The 18,105-nt window shown below is 67.2% G+C and carries 15 protein-coding genes and 1 pseudogene; 14 read left to right on the top strand and 2 right to left on the bottom strand.

Annotated elements, in window-relative coordinates; genetic code table 11:
- Nucleotides 1–60: 60 nt before the first annotated feature.
- The gene (locus A4A78_RS02535; RefSeq protein ID WP_156488526.1) at nt 61–873 is read left to right on the top strand and encodes a DNA-binding transcriptional regulator; all 813 of its coding nucleotides are present in this window, start codon (nt 61–63) and stop codon (nt 871–873) included.
- 288 nt (nt 874–1,161) lie between these two features.
- Here A4A78_RS02535 and A4A78_RS02530 read toward each other — a convergent pair whose 3' ends face one another.
- Complete coding sequence (locus tag A4A78_RS02530) at nt 1,162–1,404, bottom strand: helix-turn-helix domain-containing protein (RefSeq protein WP_062946850.1); 243 nt, start codon at nt 1,402–1,404, stop codon at nt 1,162–1,164.
- A gap of 100 nt (nt 1,405–1,504) precedes the next feature.
- Here A4A78_RS02530 and A4A78_RS02525 point away from each other — a divergent pair, with 100 nt between their 5' ends.
- The 8 genes and pseudogenes from A4A78_RS02525 to A4A78_RS02485 all read left to right on the top strand — a co-directional run bounded on the left by A4A78_RS02525 (nt 1,505) and on the right by A4A78_RS02485 (nt 12,954).
- Nucleotides 1,505–1,984: a helix-turn-helix transcriptional regulator gene (locus tag A4A78_RS02525; RefSeq protein ID WP_062946849.1), complete on the top strand. Its 480-nt coding sequence runs from the start codon at nt 1,505–1,507 to the stop codon at nt 1,982–1,984.
- The gene (locus A4A78_RS02520) at nt 1,981–3,102 is read left to right on the top strand and encodes a site-specific integrase (RefSeq protein ID WP_062946848.1); all 1,122 of its coding nucleotides are present in this window, start codon (nt 1,981–1,983) and stop codon (nt 3,100–3,102) included. Before A4A78_RS02525 ends, A4A78_RS02520 begins: the two co-directional genes overlap by 4 nt.
- 39 nt (nt 3,103–3,141) lie before the next feature.
- Nucleotides 3,142–4,297, top strand: a pseudogene (locus A4A78_RS17680) (IS3 family transposase).
- A gap of 1,142 nt (nt 4,298–5,439) precedes the next feature.
- Nucleotides 5,440–6,069 carry a hypothetical protein gene (locus A4A78_RS17675; RefSeq protein ID WP_156488525.1) on the top strand — a complete coding sequence of 210 codons (630 nt, stop codon included), beginning with the start codon at nt 5,440–5,442 and terminating at the stop codon, nt 6,067–6,069.
- Between the two features lie 1,761 nt (nt 6,070–7,830).
- Nucleotides 7,831–9,402 carry an Abi family protein gene (locus A4A78_RS02500; protein WP_062946845.1) on the top strand — a complete coding sequence of 524 codons (1,572 nt, stop codon included), beginning with the start codon at nt 7,831–7,833 and terminating at the stop codon, nt 9,400–9,402.
- A 125-nt stretch (nt 9,403–9,527) separates the two neighbouring features.
- Nucleotides 9,528–10,223, top strand: a complete 696-nt coding sequence (locus A4A78_RS02495) for a hypothetical protein (protein ID WP_062946844.1) — start codon at nt 9,528–9,530, stop codon at nt 10,221–10,223.
- On the top strand, nt 10,216–11,337 hold the full coding sequence (locus A4A78_RS02490; protein ID WP_062946843.1) for an XRE family transcriptional regulator: 1,122 nt from the start codon (nt 10,216–10,218) through the stop codon (nt 11,335–11,337). The genes A4A78_RS02495 and A4A78_RS02490 overlap by 8 nt, the downstream gene beginning before the upstream one ends.
- A 384-nt stretch (nt 11,338–11,721) precedes the next feature.
- Nucleotides 11,722–12,954, top strand: coding sequence for a nucleoside permease (locus tag A4A78_RS02485; protein ID WP_062946842.1), 1,233 nt, complete (start codon nt 11,722–11,724; stop codon nt 12,952–12,954).
- 24 nt (nt 12,955–12,978) lie between these two features.
- Here the strand turns inward: A4A78_RS02485 and A4A78_RS02480 are convergent, their stop codons facing one another.
- Complete coding sequence (locus A4A78_RS02480) at nt 12,979–13,407, bottom strand: Lrp/AsnC family transcriptional regulator (protein ID WP_053918947.1); 429 nt, start codon at nt 13,405–13,407, stop codon at nt 12,979–12,981.
- 163 nt (nt 13,408–13,570) lie between these two features.
- On the opposite strand from A4A78_RS02480, the gene A4A78_RS02475 reads away from it, so the two are divergent.
- The 5 genes from A4A78_RS02475 to A4A78_RS02455 all read left to right on the top strand — a co-directional run bounded on the left by A4A78_RS02475 (nt 13,571) and on the right by A4A78_RS02455 (nt 18,104).
- Nucleotides 13,571–14,200 (top strand): LysE family translocator, encoded by a 630-nt coding sequence (locus A4A78_RS02475; RefSeq protein WP_062946841.1) that lies wholly within the window; start codon nt 13,571–13,573, stop codon nt 14,198–14,200.
- Between the two features lie 33 nt (nt 14,201–14,233).
- On the top strand, nt 14,234–14,926 hold the full coding sequence (locus A4A78_RS02470; protein ID WP_062946840.1) for an SDR family NAD(P)-dependent oxidoreductase: 693 nt from the start codon (nt 14,234–14,236) through the stop codon (nt 14,924–14,926).
- Between the two features lie 162 nt (nt 14,927–15,088).
- Nucleotides 15,089–15,865 (top strand): CHRD domain-containing protein, encoded by a 777-nt coding sequence (locus A4A78_RS02465; protein ID WP_062946839.1) that lies wholly within the window; start codon nt 15,089–15,091, stop codon nt 15,863–15,865.
- Nucleotide 15,866: 1 nt separating this feature from the next.
- Nucleotides 15,867–16,613 (top strand): class F sortase, encoded by a 747-nt coding sequence (locus A4A78_RS02460; RefSeq protein WP_062946838.1) that lies wholly within the window; start codon nt 15,867–15,869, stop codon nt 16,611–16,613.
- 9 nt (nt 16,614–16,622) lie between these two features.
- On the top strand, nt 16,623–18,104 hold the full coding sequence (locus A4A78_RS02455; protein WP_156488524.1) for a PepSY domain-containing protein: 1,482 nt from the start codon (nt 16,623–16,625) through the stop codon (nt 18,102–18,104).
- Nucleotide 18,105 lies beyond the last annotated feature (1 nt).

Genomic DNA, 18,105 nt, shown 5'->3' with positions numbered 1-18,105 from the left:
CAGATGCGTCGACTCCCCACACTCCTTGTAGTACTTATCAGTACTGAGTACGCTCGCCTCATGAGTGAGCGCGCGGATCGTCGGCTGGAATTGGGTCTGACGCAGGCGGAAGCGGCACGGCGTGCCGGGCGAAGCCTGGACACCTGGCGGAAGTGGGAGGCGGACCCCGAGTCCGTTGGCGAACGATCGCGTCGGCGATGCGCGGCCGTGCTGCGCATGGATGCGGGTGAGGTCACGGTCGACTCCGCCATCGGTGCCCACTACGCCCGCACCTGGGGTGAGAATCCCGCGATCACCCCGCGGCAGGCCTATGCGATCAGCCTGCAGCTCAGCGTATGGGCAGATATGTACATCGCCGAGTGGCTGCTGAGCCCCGACGGCCCCCTCCATGCGATCTCCCCGTTCGACGATCTCGATCTCCGCGTAATGATGATGGTCGGCGACAATCGCGCCTGGGCTGAGGGTGTTCGTCGTCGATGCCGAGAGATCGCGGGCGAGATCGAGGACGGCGTCCTGCCCTGCGACCGGCCCGGCCCATACATCGACGAGGTGCTTGTCGGTGCCGCGATGTCGTCTGCCGCGACCTGGATGGCGGACGACCCCGACATCGTCGATGGCGTGCCCGCGCGCGAGAGCGTTGTGCCCGCGGATGATGAAGAGGGCTACATCGTCGGCGACTATGACTGGGGCGAGCTCGAAGACGAGTACGACGACCGGTGCCTTTGGGGCGACTGGGATATCCCACTGCTCCCGGGTAGTCCGATGCTCCGCACACTCTTGCAGCAGCGGCACCCGTACACCTGGCTCGATCCGCAGGTTGACGTCGCCCCTAACGCGGAAGGTGGTCTCGATCGGCTCCTCGGGGCAAAGTAGAAGTTCCCGGCGCGTTGAGCCGTTTTCGGCCTCGAGCTGCACGCCGCTTCGCGCGATGATCGCGAGTGCAGCCGCCACGGCCCCGGGCTCCTCGGTCTCGTTCTCGCGGGCGGTTTCGAGCAGGACGCGCGTGTCCTTCGTGGTCCGGACACGATCCGTAGGGCCGAACCCGCTGAGGTTCGCGCTCATGTGTGTCCGCCTTCTTCGACGCTCCCGCCGCCGGAAAGGGCAGGACCCCCTCGGGCGATGCGCTCGAGGGGGTCCTGTGAATGGGGTGGTGGCAAGTTCTCAACTGGCCAGTAGGTCGCGCCTGCGGTTCTCCCGCGATCTGATGTACGCCGCGAGATCCTCGGGGTCGACTCGCCAGCGGGCTGTCTTCTCCGGCCCGCCGACATTGGTCGCACGAAGCTGGCCAGTCCGGATGAGCCGCCTGGTCCACAGGGGCGTGATGCTGAGCAGCTCCGCCACCTCTGTGGTGGTGAGCAGGCGCTGGGTCTGAGCCAGCTGTCGCATCGAGGTAGTAATCAGCATGCCATCAGCGTACCATCGATGGTTGTGGTTGGTGGCGAATCGGGTAGTGTCTGCTCGAGACCAGGTGAGGTCTCTTCGACTGAGAAACGAGGCGATCCAGATGGCCGACGAACCGCACCAAAACTCTGCAGGGGGGGCCGAGGTTCCGGAGACCGCGTACAGGAACGGGGTGGCGATCCCGGCCGAGAGCGGGATCTTGCATAGCGCATATCAACGGTCAGGGCTGACCCATGGCGAGCTCGCTGTCGCGACCGGCATGAGCGTCGGATCGGTGCGGATCGCGCTGGCCGGCTTCCGCCACCGAGCCGGGGAGGCGCAGAGCGTCCGCCCTCCGGACGACACGCTCGCGAAGCTCGCCGCAGTCTTGGGAGTCGAGCCGCGGATTCTGCGCCTCGTCGGCCGCGACAACGCTGCGGGGATGATCGAAGAGGTCGACGTGACCCCGATCGACCTTGATGCCCCCGCAGCGATCGCGGGCCGCCGTGCATTGATGCAACAGGTCCTCGCTGTCTTCTCCACCGAAGAGCTGCGGTCCGAGATCACGCGCCGTGACGCCACCGGGGAGGACCTCGAGCCGTGACGGTGCACGATCTCTGGGCCGGGCTCTCCCGCGCGGAGATCGCGGATCGTCGAGCCCGGAACGCGCCGCGATGGCAGCGGAGATGGCGTGAGGGCGGCGGCCGGGATGGTCGGCAGCGGAAGGCGTCGTACAAGGAGGCGCAGAAGGCGCAGGCGCTTCTGGACGATGCGGCGCAGCTCGAGCAGCCTCGCGCCCGCCGCATCATGCGGGAGTCCGTCACCGTCAGGACACTCATCGACCGGCACCTCGCGACCAAGGCGGATCGGTCCGAGGGCACTCTGCGCGACTACGACGCGCAGGCGCGCCACGTCAACGACGCGTTTGGCGACAGGGTCGCGTCGACCCTCGAGGCGACCGAGGTCGCGACCTGGGCCGCGCGCTCCGGCGTAGCCGCGCGATCACGGAAAAAGCAGGTGGAGCTCCTTCGCGCCGCTTACCGCCGCGGGGCTCGGGACGGCCTTGTCGACGTCGACCCGACCCACGACATCGTCGTGTCCCTCGGATACAAGGAGGTCTCATACCTGTCCTCCGAAGAGCTGGTGGCGGTGCTCGCCGCGGCCCGCGATGACGTCGACCGTGCGCTCCTCGGCGTGATGGGCCGGATGGGCCTGCGGCAGGGTGAAGCGACGTCGCTCCGGGTTCGCGACCTCGCTAACGGTGCACTGAGCGTCACCACCTCCGGAGCGGCCTCCGACCGGACGAAGACTCGGGCGGGCACCCGGGTCCTGCCGGTGTCGGCGTCGCTGCTGCCGCTTCTCGAGAGCCTGGCCCGCGACCGCGACCCGTCCGCCTGGCTGTTCGAGAGCCCGCGCCGACCCGGGCATCCCGTCGGCGAGAGCTACGCAAAGGGTGCGCTGCTGCGCGCGATCACGGCCGCGAACATCGGCCGCGCCCACCCGATCCAGCACCTCACCCCACACGGGCTCCGGCACACTTTCGCGGCCATCGCTCTCGGCGAGCTGCACTACGACCTCGTGACCGTCTCTCGCGCCCTCGGGCACGCCCGCCCGTCAATTACGCTCGATCGCTATGGCCACCTCTCGCGCAGCGGGCTCGGTGACCTCATGTCAGCGATGGATTTGGCGGTTGGGACTGCCGCATCGATAGGTGACATCTGATCTGGCTTGCCCGCTGGGCGGCCTGGAAGAATGTGCACCATGCCCACCCCCTACCCCCAGGAGTTCCGCGACGATGTCGTGCGAGTGGCCCGGTCCCGTGAAGACGGCGTCACCATTGCGCAGATCGCGAAGGACTTCGGCGTCCACGAGATGACGCTGCATAAATGGCTCCGCCAAGCTGACGTCGAGGCAGGAGTCCGCACCGGGACGACCCGCGAGGAGGCCGCCGAGACACGAGAGCTCAAGCGCCGTGTTCGCCTACTGGAGCAGGAGAACGAGGTCCTCCGCCGTGCTGCGGCTTACCTCTCCCAGGCGAACTTGCCGGGAAGAGGTTCTACCCGCTCGTGAGCGAGCTTGCCGCTGACGGGTTCCCCGTCGCGGTGTCCCTGCGGGTTCTCAAGCTCTCCCGCCAGCCCTACTGCCGCTGGCGAAACCAGCAGGTCACCCGGGCCGAGCTGATCGAGGCATACCGCGCCAACACCCTGGTGGACGCCCATCGCGACGACCCCGACTACGGGTACCGGTTCCTGTCGACGAGGCCGGCGAGGTGATGTGCGAGCGGACCGCGTGGAAGATCTGCCGGGACAACCAGTGGTGGTCCGTGTTCGGGAAGAAGCGGGGCAGGAACGGGAAGCGTCCCGGGCCACCAGTCCACGATGATCTCGTGAAGCGGGATTTCTCCACCGATGACATCAACGAACTGTGGCTGACCGACATCACCGAGCACTGGACCGACGAGGGCAAGCTCCACCCCTGCGCGATCAAGGACGTGTTCTCCGGCCGCATCGTTGGCTACTCGATCAGCGACCGGATGAGGGCCCGTCTCGCGGTGAACGCCCTGGATAACGCGGTGTCTGGTCGTCGCGATGCTGCTGGATGCATAGTGCACTCGGACCGCGGGAGCCAGTTCAGGTCACGGAAGTTCGTGTACGCCCTGAACCGTCATCACCTCATCGGATCGATGGGGAAAGTCGGTGCCGCCGGGGACAACACCGCTATGGAATCCTTCTTCGCACTCCTCCAGAAGAACGTCCTGGATCGCAAGCGCTGGAGAACCAGAGAAAAGCTTCGCATAGTGATCATCACCTGGATCGATAGGACCTATTACCGCCGTCGCCGGCAGGCTCGCCTGGGCAGATTGACCCCCATCGAATACGAGACCATCATGAACCCCGCCGTGGCCCTCGCGGCCTGACACCCCAACTGTCACCTGATCGTGCGGCAGTCCCGCCGTTCTGCCTCGCCGTGGGCCCGCTACGGCTCGCTGATCGACCCCTTCAACCGCGTGGGCGCGGGGTGCGTGCGGGACGCCAGATCGAACGCACAGGCGACGGCCGTGAGTGCTTCGCAGTCCCGGGCCATGAGGAGCTAATCGGAGTTCGCGATCTGCGTGTTGGTGACGCCCGCACTTCATCGGGCAACACGTAGTGCGACGTGGACGCAGAACTCACTGGTCAAGGCAAGGACTCTGTGCCCACCCTCCAGGCCGTCGAGCCGACCAGCTCAGTGTCGCGTCAACCGTCCGCACGCTAGCTCCGGTGTGTTGTCCGCTGAGCAACTCGGCGATGCCTTAGCTGACGTTACCGCATCGTTACCTGCCAGCTACTAGGCGTCCGGCAGATCCAACAGTGCATCGGAGTCCTCCCACAGCGACTTCCCAGGAAAGTGGGTCTTACCTGCGCAAGCCGACCGACGCCAGGCCGCAGTCAAGAGGGGTGGCTCGTAGCAGTCACGTCAGAAGATCCCTCCCTCCCGACGTCGACAAAGCGGACATACGGCGCAACGCTTGGGCGGAGCAGGTTGCCTCACGTCGGCCAGGAATGTACGGTCAATTGACGACAAAATTTCAGCAAAAAGGGGTTTCAATGTTGAACATTGATGTTCGCAACGCGACCGGATTGAAGCTGGGGGGCATGAATCTTTCGCGATTGCCGCTGTTACTTACGCTTGGTGTGGCGGCAATTTTGGCGTTTGGAGTACCGGCCGCCAATGCGGCGAACTACTATTATGCCTCAAATACGAAGACCGCTGAGAACTCGGGGCACGACTCCGGCCTTCGTTCAGTGATCACCGGAGGCTCTGCAAGAGCAGACGACCTGAATGCTGAAGGCGCACAGCCAACGGTTATCATCAAGACGTATCACCCCGCTCCGGGATATTACGAGATTGGGTATTCAACGGGGGGTAGCGGAGCGAACCTGACGCACACCCGCGCAACAAATGTGCATTCTTCATGTGCATGGTACTGGAGCTTCGGGAGCGGAAATATTGGCAGCTTGCCAATGACATGTTCAGCGCGATCCTAGTACCAATACAGGCTGCTAGTGGAATGACGAAATGGAGACGATGATGGAAAAGCTGAGTAAGAAAACTCTACTGGTCCCTGGTGCACTGATCCTGGCCGTTGCATGCACGGCGGTCCCTGCGTACGCGGACGGTGAACATTCGACGTCGGTTGAAACCTTGCTGCCAGAGCTCGGCGAGAGTCAGAGCGCTGAGGATGAAGTCCTCGCAGAAGAGGCTGACCTGGAAGCCTTGGGCGGGATTGATCCGGCGAGCGTGCGTTTCTTGGGTGAGGATGAGCTTGGGGCATACTGGCTTGGACGAGCTGGTAGTTCTGAGGTTTGTCTCGTTGTCCAAGCGCCCGGCCATTATGAAGTTACTTCTTCGAGCTGCGCGGATATCTCCCAGTTTAGTCGAACAGGTCTTTCGTTGCGAACCGGAGAAACCGCAGACAAAGAAAACAACCCGGAGGCGTACCTCATGCCTGCGGACGTCTCGTCGAGTGAACTTGAGCCTTATTCAACGTCGAGTGCTAGTGTTATGAGCCAAACTGCGGAGCCTGGAAGCCGGAGCGGACTTCTAGTTGTTCGAAGCGGAGATGCGCATCGTGACCTCAAGCCAACGGAGATTTCGAGGGGTGACGGCTCGACCTTTGAATTTACCCCCCTTGATAGTGAGGAGTGAACTTAGTCATGAGTGAAAAGCGCGTGTCTGTGGCTCCAGTTTGGAAGAAGATCCTGGTGATTGCCGCCGCGTTGGCAATGTCAGTCCTCATTCTGGGACCTTCCGTATCGGCTCAGGCGGCAACGTATACTTATGCGAATGATGCCCGCCTCGCGTCGGGAGCTGAAATCAATAGCGGCACCCGCCCCACTATTAGTGGAGGGTCAGTGCAAGTTACTCTGGGAATTTCGGTAACTCAGTACATTAAGACATACTACCCGGCTCCTGGCTATGTTGAGATTGGGAAGAATGTTACCGGTGCTGGTCAGGTTGGGAACCTAACGCACGAACGCGTGAAGAACGCCACGAGTGGGTGTGGCTGGTATGATAGCGGTGGGGGAGTTGCGAGTATTACGTGCAAGATGAGGACTTGATGGGAAGGCTCCCATTCGTATTGTATCGGCGAGGCGGTGGCGTGGGATGAGAATGATACTAGGATTCCTTGCAGGGGCAGCAATCGCGATTGTTAACTGCCTTCTCGTTGGAGTCGGCTCGATCCAGGCTTCCGGAAGCAAATCTGGGGCTGTCTATGATCTAAGCAACATGGTCGTAGCGGTAACTGAGCCGCGACTGCCCATCCTTTCCTCATCATCGATCGTGGCTTCAAGTGCGCTGTGTGTTGCGGTGATCGTGATACTTGTTAGTCGCTATAGTCCCGGGGTTCGCGCTTGTGTGCGTCTTGGATACTCGGTGCTTGGTGTGATTGCGATCGTGATGGCGTATTCGATGATGGATGTGCCACCGGAGGGGTTCCTTGAGGGGTGGCGTGGCTGGGTTGTTGAAGGTGGCTCCTTGCCGGTGTTCCAACTCTGCGTGGTCGCTGCCGTTGTCAGTCTGCTTATGGGAGTGGGTAGGCGGGCGAGAACAATTGAGGTTCCGTCTTCTTGAAATGCGGCAGAGGCCGAGGCGAGCATAGGGTAGGAGTGGTCATTCCTGGCTTAGGTGTCGGTTAGTGATCGGCGCTCCTTGCGGAGTCTCGCAATGCAGTGTGAGAGGAAGTGGCGGAACGATTTCGAGCACTCGGCGCGATGCCGCCATGAAGCGCTCTTTGCGCTTCATGGCGGCGTTCCGCGTTTATAGCAATGCCGGCCGCTGTTATCGCCGTGACGCTCGTGACCCATCCGGTGGACCGCCAGGTCAACAACGCCCGGAAGGTCGACCGCACCGACCCCTCGCTGATCGAGCCGATCGAGCTCGACTAAGTCACCCTCCGGTCTGCGGCCGTCAGGGCCTCGCGACGTGCTGAGCGATCAGCGCGGCCGTGCGGGGGCGCTCGACGTGGCTGGGCACGGGCCTTGGACTGGACCTTTTCGAGAGCGTGCTAGCCAGCTCGTGCAGCAGCCGCGCCCCGTCCAGGCTGGGGACTGGTGCATGGGTAGGTGACAGTCCCTACCCATGCACCAGTCCCTTCGCCGAGCTCTCGGATGCCGGAGCCGACCTCGTCACGGTGTCCCGGGCGATCAGCGACGCCCGACCGTCCATCACCCTTGACCTCTACGGCCGCTTCGAGACTGTCGGGGCCGGGCCGCACTCATGGCGAAGATCGACAGCTTCGTCGCTTCGCTGCTCAGGGCCGAGTACTGCGGAGTCCGATCCATCGATCATTGACGCGTCTGCTCCAGTCGCGTAGCCTTCAACCAACACGACAGGCCCGCTTCTCGCGATGAGACGCGGGTCTGTTCTCTTTCTACCCCTTGCCGGGGACGCCAGGATGATGCACACGTGACGACCCCGGACAGCACCTACGCGAAGCCGTTCTTGACGGTGCGCGAGCAGATCCGTCGACTGCGCGAGCGCGGGATGGAGTGTGGCACTCACGCCTACGCCGCCGCCGTCCTGGAGCGCTACGGCTACTACCGGCTGTCGGGATACTGGCACCTTTACCGCGTGCGTCCCGCGCCGCCTGCGCCCGGATTTGATGAGGAAGGCCGCGAGATTCGGCTGGACTCGTTCGTCCCGGGCGTCGAACTCGCGCACGTGGTTTCCCTCTACGAGTTCGACCACGAACTGCGTTCGCGCCTGGGCGACGTCCTCAGCGCCATCGAGATCTCTTTCCGGTTCTTCATAGGCCATCGTCTCGGCAGGGTGGATAAGTTCGCGCACCGGAAGCCGGAGCTGCTGGGCGCGATGCGTGACGCAGATGAGCGCCCTCTCGCTCGCGCCTGGCACGCACTCATCCGGCGACCCGTGGCTCGCCGAGAGACGCCGACCAGGGCCTACCTCGACTGGCTCGATGAGTACGACCGGCACGAGAAGCGTGCGCGGGGAGACTTCGTCCTGCATTTCCGCGACAAGTACGGCCCACATCTGCCGATCTGGGTCGCCACGGAGGTGATGTCCTTCGGCGTCCTGAGCAAACTCTACGGTCTGATGCCCCAAGCGGACCAGGAGGTGCTGGCGGCGCGATTCCAGATCAATGCGGCCGACGGCCGCGGCGATCGCGGGGCCCTGGCGAACTGGCTGAACAGTCTCAGGAACATTCGGAACATCTATGCGCACTACGGTCGTCTGTGGAACCGCACGTTCGACGTTCTGATCGACGCTCCGGGGCGTTCGCGCAAGGACGCCGAGGACCCGCTCCACTCCCTCGCCGGCGAGGGAGTGAACAACAAGCTCTACGGCGTGCTCCTCGTTATGCAGCACTTGCTGCGGAGCATCTCGCCGACCCGAGAGGACGTTGTCGAGATCGTCGACCTCATCGAGGAGCGATCACGGACCGTGGGCTTCAGTACGACTCAACTCGGGTTCCCGTCTGACTGGCGCGACAACCCAATCTGGGATCGCGGCCGCGCGCTCGACGACGCACCCATGCTGGCGGCGAGCCTGCTCGATCGAGTCGATGCCCTCACCGCACCGCAGGCCCGTGCCACGCTGACCGCTGCCGAGCCCGAGCCCAGTGCGGAGCCGAGGACCCCTCGGCAGATGGACGGAGCGAAGAGGGGAGCGCAGAAGTCCCTGCTACGAACCTACCTCCGATACAAGGTGGTCATCGAGATCGAACTCGGCGCGACCAAGTACTACCCTGCGTTCCAGTTCCGCGACGGGAAGATCATCGACGCGCTCGCGGAGATCAACAGGAACTTCGCCTTCAAGTGCCCCGGAGCTTCATCGGCCGAGCTCGCGAAGGCCATGGTGGACTGGTGGCAGGCTCCCCACCCTGATCTCCCGGCTGCTTTGGACGGCTCCGACCAGTCGCCGCTCGACCTCCTTGTAGCGGTGCCCGAGTATGAGTTCGAGGAGACAGTCCGTCGAGCGGATGCCACGAGCAGCTTCGCCGTGCGAGGGAAGGGATGACGCCGATGTCTGCGTGCCGCTCGACACGCGCAGTCGCTTGAAGCGAAAGTGCGCGAATTATGTGGCATACTAAAGTCATGTCCTGGTCGACAGTCGGCTTCGGACGAGATCCCAGGAGGTCCCCCATGGTCCCAGGCTCGCCCGTAGATGCGCTCGGCCCGCACGCCGCCATCGTCCGTGAAGTCGCAGTCGACGTGGTTCGCACCCGGCACGGCTACGCCGCCGACGCCCACCAGGCGGCGCACACGCGGAACGCCCGCGGCTACTCGACTCTCTGGCAGGACCTCCTAGTCGACATGCAGGAGGCGTTCGGGGACCGGAGACATGATCTCCACAGGCTCGCTCCGGCGGGCCACAGAGTTCCGATCGTCAACGGCTGCCTGGTGTACGTGTGGCGTGTCCCCGCCTCAGGCGATCCCGCGCGCTTCGCGACGAGCCCGACGAAGATGAGCTGCTTTGACGCGTCGCCCCCGGACCCGGTTCTATTCGGGCCCGACTTCATAGACGAGCCCGATCCGGTGCGCGAGGTGTCCGCGTCGTCGGGCGACCTCGAGGCAGTGGTGGGCTCGGTGGGGGGCGCGATGCCGGTCGTGCTCGTCATGGTCCACTCGTCGCCGCGGCAGCTGCAGGCAATCAACTGGGCCGTCGCCGAGATCGACCGGGAGAGCGGGAAGGTCAACTTCAACGGGGAAGAGACCATCTGGCAGCTGGAGCCCTCGACGGAAGCCGAGGTCCCCGACGCGGAGTCCTTCGACAGCGGAGCGCCGGTCGTGCCGGCCCTCGAGCCGCAGACGCAGGAGAGGCCGCAGTCCGATGCGTGAGGACTCCCCAGGGCTATTCGATCTGCCCGGGCAGGGGCAAGTGCACGGCCGATTCGAGCCTGCTCGGCTGACCCAGGCGCGGGTGCGGCAGGCGATCAGCAAGACGCAGCTCGCCGGGAAGGTGGGCGTCTCGGCGGCCGCGATCGGCCAGTACGAGGCTGGCGTGAACTCGCCACGGCCGGACGTGCTGGACCGCCTGGCCGACGCCCTGGAGGTTCGCCCGGGCTTCTTCGGCGCGGGACGCCCCCTCGCCCGGCTGGAGACGGTCAGCACGCACTTCCGTAGCTTGCGCTCGGCGCGCGTGAGCGACCGGCAGAAGGCGCTGGCCACGGCGACTCTCGTGTGGGAACTGACGTTCGCCCTGGAGCGCTACGTCAAGCTCCCCGAGGCCGACCTGCCCGTTCTTCCGGCAGGCACTGCGCCCTCGGAGGCGGCCGCGCGCCTCCGTGAGCACTGGGAGCTGCCGGACGGGCCGGTGAAGCACCTGGTCGCGACCGCCGAGTCCCGCGGCATCGTGGTCGCCGTGCGCCCAGAGGGCGAGATCGACGCGGTCGACGCCTTCTCCGCCGTCATCGTGGGCCGCCCGATCCTCATCACGACCCCTCGACGTAGCGGGAAGGTCTTCCCCCACCGGTTCTCTGTGGCGCACGAGATAGGGCACCTCCTGCTGCACGGTGACGCCGAGGAGCACAGTGCGGTGATTGAGAACGAGGCCGACGAGTTTGCCGCGGCGTTCCTCACCCCTGCGTCATCGATGGACGCGCTCCTTCCCCAGCGACTCGACCTCGCGGCGCTGGACAGGCTGGGGCGGACTTGGGGCGTTTCGCCGCACTCGCTCGTGCGGCGGATGGTCGAGCGCGGCCGCACCACCGAGTCCTCCGCACGCAGGGCCTACCAGCGCCTGGCGACGACGGTGGACCCGTCCGCGGACCCGACGACCGCATATCCCGGCGAGTTGCCCACTCTTCTGAAGAAGGCGGCGGAGCTCGCTGAAGACCACGGGGCCGGCATTCCGGCCCTGGCCGAGCTTCTGAAGATCAGCCCCAGGCTGGTTCGCGACCTCCTCGGCGAAGTGGATGAGCGTCCGGTCCTTCGTCTCGTCGGCGGGGGCTGACTGTTGGAGTTTCGGATCCGGTTCCGCATGTCGGCTGTGCTGCTCGGTGTGTACCGCGTCGTGCATGATCGGATTGATCGCCACGAGCCGATCTAGCGTTTGTGATCGAACGACGGAGGTGACGGCATGGAGGCCGTGGCGATGCTCGGCTTCGGCCCGGTGCGCCCGAGGTGCGCCCCGGCTGTTGTAGACGGCCTGTTTGACCAGGCATAAGGAGCCCTGACCCTCTGCTTTGCAAGCTTCAGGTCAGGGGTTCGACCCCCCTAGTCTCCACCAGTGATCACGAGGGCCCCTCCGCACGGAGGGGCCCTCGTCGTCGTTCTCGAGCCGTCCTCACGCGCAGGCTCTTCCCGACCGGTGGACGGTCGGCTAGATTCTCCAGGCATGACACTCGACCCCGTCATCCGCCTCCGACTCTCGACGATGATGTTCCTGGAGTTCTTCGTGTGGGGCGCCTGGTTCGTCACGCTCGGCACGTATCTCGCCGCGGATCTAGGGGCGAGCGGCAGCCAGATCGCGCTGGCCTTCCTCACCCAGTCCCTCGGCGCGATCCTCGCCCCCTTCATCGTGGGCCTGATCGCGGACCGCTGGTTCGCCGCCCAGCGCATCCTCGGCGTGCTGCACCTGTTCAGCGCCGTGATGCTCTTCCTCGCCGGCCGGCAGGGCGAGTTCGGGGCGTTCTTCGTGTTCGCGCTGCTGGCGATGATCTCCTTCATGCCGACGCTCGCTCTGGCGAACTCGATCTCCTTCCGCCGCCTGACCAGCCCGGAGAGGCAGTTCCCGGCGATCCGCGTGTTCGGCACCATCGGCTGGATCGTGGCGGGGCTGCTCATCGGCTGGCTCGGCTGGGAGGCCGGGGGAGCGCTCGAGAACACCTTCGTCATGGCCGCGATCGGCTCGGCGCTGCTGGGCGTCTACGCGTTCACCCTTCCGCACACCCCGCCGGAGACGACGGGCGACCGCGTCACCGTCCGCGACGTGCTGGGACTGGACGCTCTCGCGCTGCTGAAGTCCCGCTCCTACCTGGTCTTCTTCCTCGCCTCGATCCTGATCTGCATCCCGCTGGCGTTCTACTACAACTTCACCAACCTCTATCTCAACGAGATCGGAGTGCAGTCCGCCGCGGCCGTACAGTCCCTCGGCCAGGTCTCCGAGGCGCTGTTCCTGCTGGTCATGCCGCTGATGCTGAGGAAGCTCGGCGTGAAGCGGACGCTGCTGATCGGCATGCTCGCCTGGGCGCTGCGCTATGCCCTGTTCGCCTTCGGGGACGCCGGCTCGCTGCTGTGGCTGGTGATCATCGGCCTCGTGCTGCACGGGGTCTGCTACGACTTCTTCTTCGTCGCCGGGCAGATCTACACCGACCGCTTCGCCCCGAAGCACGTGCGCAGCGCCGCCCAGGGCCTGATCTCCCTGGCCACCTACGGCGTGGGCCTGCTGATCGGCTCCCTGATCTCCGGCCCCATCGTCGACGCCTTCCTCGCGGCCGACGGCACGCACGACTGGCGCACCGTCTGGCTCATCCCGGCCGCGCTCGCCGTCGGCGTCGCGCTGTTCTTCGCCGCGCTCTTCCGGGAGCGGGAGACGGCAGAGGCGGCGGAGGTGTCGCAGGGGGCCTGAGGGCCGCCCTGCACGATCCCCTCCCTACACCGTCCGCAGCGAGCTGAACAGCAGGTTCGTCTGCGTGGTGCGGACGCCCGGGATCGCCCGAACCCGCTCCAGCACGAGGTCGAACTCGGCGAGGTTCCGCGCCCGGATCTGCAGCACCAGGTCCCAGGTGCCGGTGGTGGAGTGGAACTGCTCGAGCTCGGGATAGCCGCGCAGCTCGCGCACGATCTCGGGGCTGCGGCTGTTCTCGGTCGCGACGAGCATCACGCCCTGGACCGAGTCGTGCTCGATGTCGCCGCTGACCCGGATCGTGAACCCCTCGATCACGCCGTTGTCCACGAGGCGGTCGATCCGCGAGGTGACGGTGGAGCGGTTGACCCCGAGCTCGCGGGCGAGGACGGCCACCGGGGTGCGGCTGTTCGCGCGGAGGAGGGCGATGAGGCGGTAGTCGAGATCGTCGAGCACGCAGACAGCCTAATACCGCCCAGCAGACTGCTCGTCATGATGCCGTTCTGCCCGGCATCTCGATCATTGCGACGCCGCATCGCCGCCTCCTAGAGTCACTGTCGGCCCAGGTGAGGGCGTGTTTCCGGGAGCTCCTCCCGCAGTGAGATCAAGGTGGTGAGAAGTGCTCGACGTGTCCGTCCTGCCCGCTTTCCTGCTGGCCGTCACGGTGATCCTCGTGACTCCCGGACCGGACATGGCGTTCATGGTCGCCACCGGCATCAACCAGGGCAGGCGCGCCGCCGTCCAGGGCGCCTTCGGGGTCACCTCGGCGATGACGATCTGGGTGCTGGTCGCGGCGACGGGGCTCGGCGTCGCCCTGACCCAGCTGCCGGCCGCGCTGGACGCGATCCGGCTGGCCGGCGCCGGCTACCTGGCCTTCCTCGCGGTCACCACCTGGCGACGGGCCGGCGCCCCGCTCGCGGAGGCCTCGGTCGTGCCGAACGTCTTCCGCCGCGGCTTCGTCGTCAACATCACCAACCCCAAGATCGCGCTGTTCTTCGTCGCCTTCCTGCCCCAGTTCCTGGGCACGACGGGCGGCTCCGGGGAGAACCCCTTCGCGCAGATCCTCATGCTGGGCCTGCTGCTGCAGCTGACCGGCCTGCTCACCGACCTCGCGATCGGCAGCGCGGCCGGGCTCTTCCGCGACGCCGTGCTCAGCCGGCCGCGCGTGCGCTACCTGCTCGACGGCGCGGCCGGCACCGTCTACGGCGCGCTCGCGGTGCTGCTCGTGCACGGGGTCGTGCACGGCTAGACCCGCGCCGCCGGTCGGCAGCAGACTGGACGCATGACCACCGCCGAACAGCACAGCACCACCCCTCGCACGGCCCTCGTCACCGGCGCGACCAGCGGGATCGGCCGCGAGGTCGCCCTGCAGCTCGCCGAGCTCGACTGGAGGGTGATCGCCGTCGGCCGCGACCGGGAGGCCCTCGCACAGCTCGAAGAGACCTCCGCGCTGATCACCCCGCGCGCCGCGGACCTGCTCACGGGCGACCTCGCCGCGCTCGTGCCCGACCGCGTGGACGCCCTGGTCCACGCCGCCGGGATCTCTCCCTCCACCCGGGTCGAGGACACGGCCGATGCGGACTGGGAGCAGGTCTTCGCCCTCAACGTCACCGCCGGGGCGGCGCTCGTCCGGCACGCTCTGCCCGCGCTGCGCGACGCGCGCGGCACCGTCGTGCTCGTGAACTCGGGCGCCGGCACCGCCGCGCGTCCCCGCAATGCCCCGTACGCCGCGAGCAAGCATGCGCTCCGGGCGCTCGCGAACGGGCTGCGCGCCGAGGAGGAGGGGAACGGGGTGAGGGTCTCGACCGTGTACCCCGGCCCCACGGACACCCCGATGTTCGGCGGGGACGTCGACCGGGGCGAGCTGATCCGCCCCTCCTCCGTCGCGAGGGCGGTGGTCATGGCCATCACCGCGAGCGAGGACGTGCAGCTCACGGACATCCACGTGCGGCCCCGCCGCGAGCTGTCCTGGTGAGCGGGAGACCGGTGGTGCGCAGGCCCGCGTGACCCGAGGGCCGTCCCCTCGGCGGAGGGCGGAGAAGAGACTCCCATCCGATCTCCCGACGGCTCCGAACCCCTCCTGGAACGCCGCCCCCGACGGCCGCAGGGTCGTCCGGCGTCCGACGAAGGAGTCACGATGCGCACGACGACGAAGCGACTGCTCCCCCTCTTCGCGGCCACCGCCGCGCTCGGCATGTTCGGAGCCTCCGGTGCCGCCCTCGCCGAGGGACACGGCGGCCACGAAGCGACCACACTCGAGGCCCACCTCACCGAGCTCAACGACTCCGGTGCCTCCGGTACCGCCTGGGTCACGGTCGAGGGCAACCAGGTGACCGTGAAGATGGAGAACACGGGCCTGCTCGCCGGGTCCCCGCACGCCCAGCACATCCACGTGGGCGGGAAGAACCAGTGCCCGGACCCGGCCATGGAGGGCAGCGGCGAGGACGGGGCCATTCAGGTCTCCGACGCCCATGACGACTACGGCATGATCGTCTCCTCGCTCACCACCGAGGGCGACACCAGCCCCGACAGCGGCCTGGCCGTGGACCGCTTCCCCGTCGGTGACGACGCCTACGAGCGGACCATCGAGGTCAGCGACGAGGTCGCCGCCGACATCGCCGCCGGCGACGGCGTGATCGTCGTCCACGGGGTCGACCACAACGGCAGCGGAGAGTACGACGGCGACGTCGTCTCCGACCTCGACCCGAACCTGCCCTCCGAGGCGACCGACCCGGCGGCCTGCGGCACGCTGGACGTGGCCCAGATGGAGGCCTGGCCCGAGGGCGGCGCCGAGACCGGTGACGGCACCACCGCCGGCATCGAGCAGTCCGGTGCGATGCTCGCCGGCGGTGGCCTGCTGACCGCCGCGGCGGCCGGAGCCTTCGCCCTCCGTCGCCGTCACGCCCAGAAGTGACATGACCCCCCAGGGAGATCCCCGACGGAACGGCGGCCGTCGCACGACGGTCGCCGTTCTGGCGGTCCTGGCCCTCGCGGGCGCGGCGCTCCTGGCCTTCGCCCTGAGCAGCCAGGTCGGCGCGCCCCCGCAGCCCGTGCTGCGCTCGGGCGCCTCCGCCTCGGACGGCGGGGGAGCCCATTCCGCCGAGTCCGACGCCGGCGGCGAGCCGTCGACGGTCCCCGGCCCCGGCGCCGCGGAGCCGTCGGCCCCGCCCACCTCGGAAGCACCCGAAGCTCCCGCCCCCGCGGCGCTCCCGTCGTCCGAGCCGACGAGCCTGCGCATCGACGCGATCGGCGTCGACGAGCAGGTCTTCCCGATCGGACTCGGCCAGGACGGCGAGCTGCTCGCCCCGCGCGGCGAGCAGGCGGACCTCGCGGCATGGTTCGAGGGCTCGCCCACCCCCGGGGAGGTCGGTCCCTCCGTCATCGAGGGTCACGTGACCTGGGGCGGGGACCCGTCGGTCTTCTTCGAGCTCGGCGCGCTCGCCCCGGGGGACAGGGTCCAGGTGGACCGGGAGGACGGCTCCATGGCGACCTTCGAGGTCTATGATTCGGCCCGCTATCCCAAGGACGAGTTCCCCACCGTCGCCGTCTACGGACGGACCGACGGACCGGAGCTGCGCCTGATCACCTGCGCCGGAGACCTCGACGAGGACGGCCACCACCTGGACAACACCGTGGTCTTCGCCCAGCTCGTCGAGAACTGAGATCCGCTCATGACCACCAACCGCCCCACCCAGGGATGGCTCGGCCCGCTGCTGCTGCGCCTGCACTTCTACGCGGCGATCCTCGTCGGCCCGTTCCTGCTGGTCTCCGCCGCGAGCGGCACGCTGTACGCGCTGAGCCCGCAGCTGGAGAAGGCGGTCTACGCCCACGAGCTGACCGCCCCGTCTGACGCTGCGCCGCTGCCGCTGGCCGCACAGGTGGGGGCGGCACAGGCCCACGTCGGCCCGGAGGCGCAGATCGCCGCGGTGCGGCCTGCCCCGGAGCCCGGCGACACGACGCGCGTGATGTACGCCGACGACGCTCTGGGCGAGAGCGAGACCCGCGCGATCTTCCTCGACCCCGCGACCGGGGAGGTGCGTGGCGACCTCACCGTGTACGGCACCAGCGGTGCGCTGCCGCTGCGGGGCTGGATCGACCAGCTCCACCGGAACCTGCACCTCGGGGACGCCGGGCGCCTGTACAGCGAGCTCTCCGCCTCCTGGCTCGGGGTGATCGCCGTGGCGGGGCTCGGCCTGTGGATCCGCCGCGCTCGGCGTGCCCGACGACGGCGTGACCTGCTGCGTCCTGATCTGCGAGCGCGCGGATACCGTCGCACCCTGTCGCTGCACTCCTCCGCCGGGATCTGGGTGCTTCTGGGCGCCCTGTTCCTCGCCGCCACCGGGATCACCTGGTCGCAGTACGGCGGCGGGAACATCGGCACGGTCCGTGAGGCGCTGGGTTTCACCACCGAGGCGGTCGACCCGCGACTCCCCGTCGCCGACGCGAGAGGCGCGGCCGACCCGGCCGCGGGGCACGACGAGCACGGCGAGCACGACGAGCAGGACGGACACGAGGAGCACGCCGAGCACGCTGAACGCGCCGGGCACTCGACCGGCACCGCGGGCGATGCCGCTGCGGACGCCTCCTCCCGCACCGGTCCGGCGGCGATCGATGACGTCCTCGCCGCGGGGCAGGCAGTCAACATCGACACCGGGCTGGTCGAGATCCTCCCGCCGGCCGACGAGGGATCCGCCTGGGTGGTGCAGGAGATCCAGCGCAGCTTCCCGACCGAGGTCGACGCGGTGGCCGTCGACGGCGCCACCCTCGAGGTCGTCGACCGCACCGACTTCGCCGACCAGGACCTCGCCGCGAAGCTCACGCGCTGGGGGATCGACCTGCACATGGGGACGATGTTCGGCCTCGCCAACCAGATCGTGCTGTTCCTGATCGCCTCGACGCTGGTCCTGATGATCCTCTGGGGCTACCGGATGTGGTGGCAGCGCCGCCCCACCCGCGGCGGAGGCGGACCGGGCAGGCCCCCGCAGCGGGGCGCGCTGCGCCGGGCGCCCTGGTGGGGAGTCGGACTGGTGCTGCTCGTCGCGGCGGGCATCGGCGCGGCGCTCCCGCTGTTGGGGGCGAGCCTCGCCGCCTTCGTGCTCGTCGACGCCGTGGTGGGGCGCCTGGGGCCGGCTCGTCCCGCAGACAGGACGTGAG

This window comes from Brachybacterium sp. sponge, assembly GCF_001613775.1.
Taxonomy (GTDB): Bacteria; Actinomycetota; Actinomycetes; order Actinomycetales; family Dermabacteraceae; genus Brachybacterium; species Brachybacterium conglomeratum.
The sequence above is the reverse complement of the archived record's forward strand: the minus strand, read 5'-3'. Positions and strand labels throughout refer to the sequence as shown.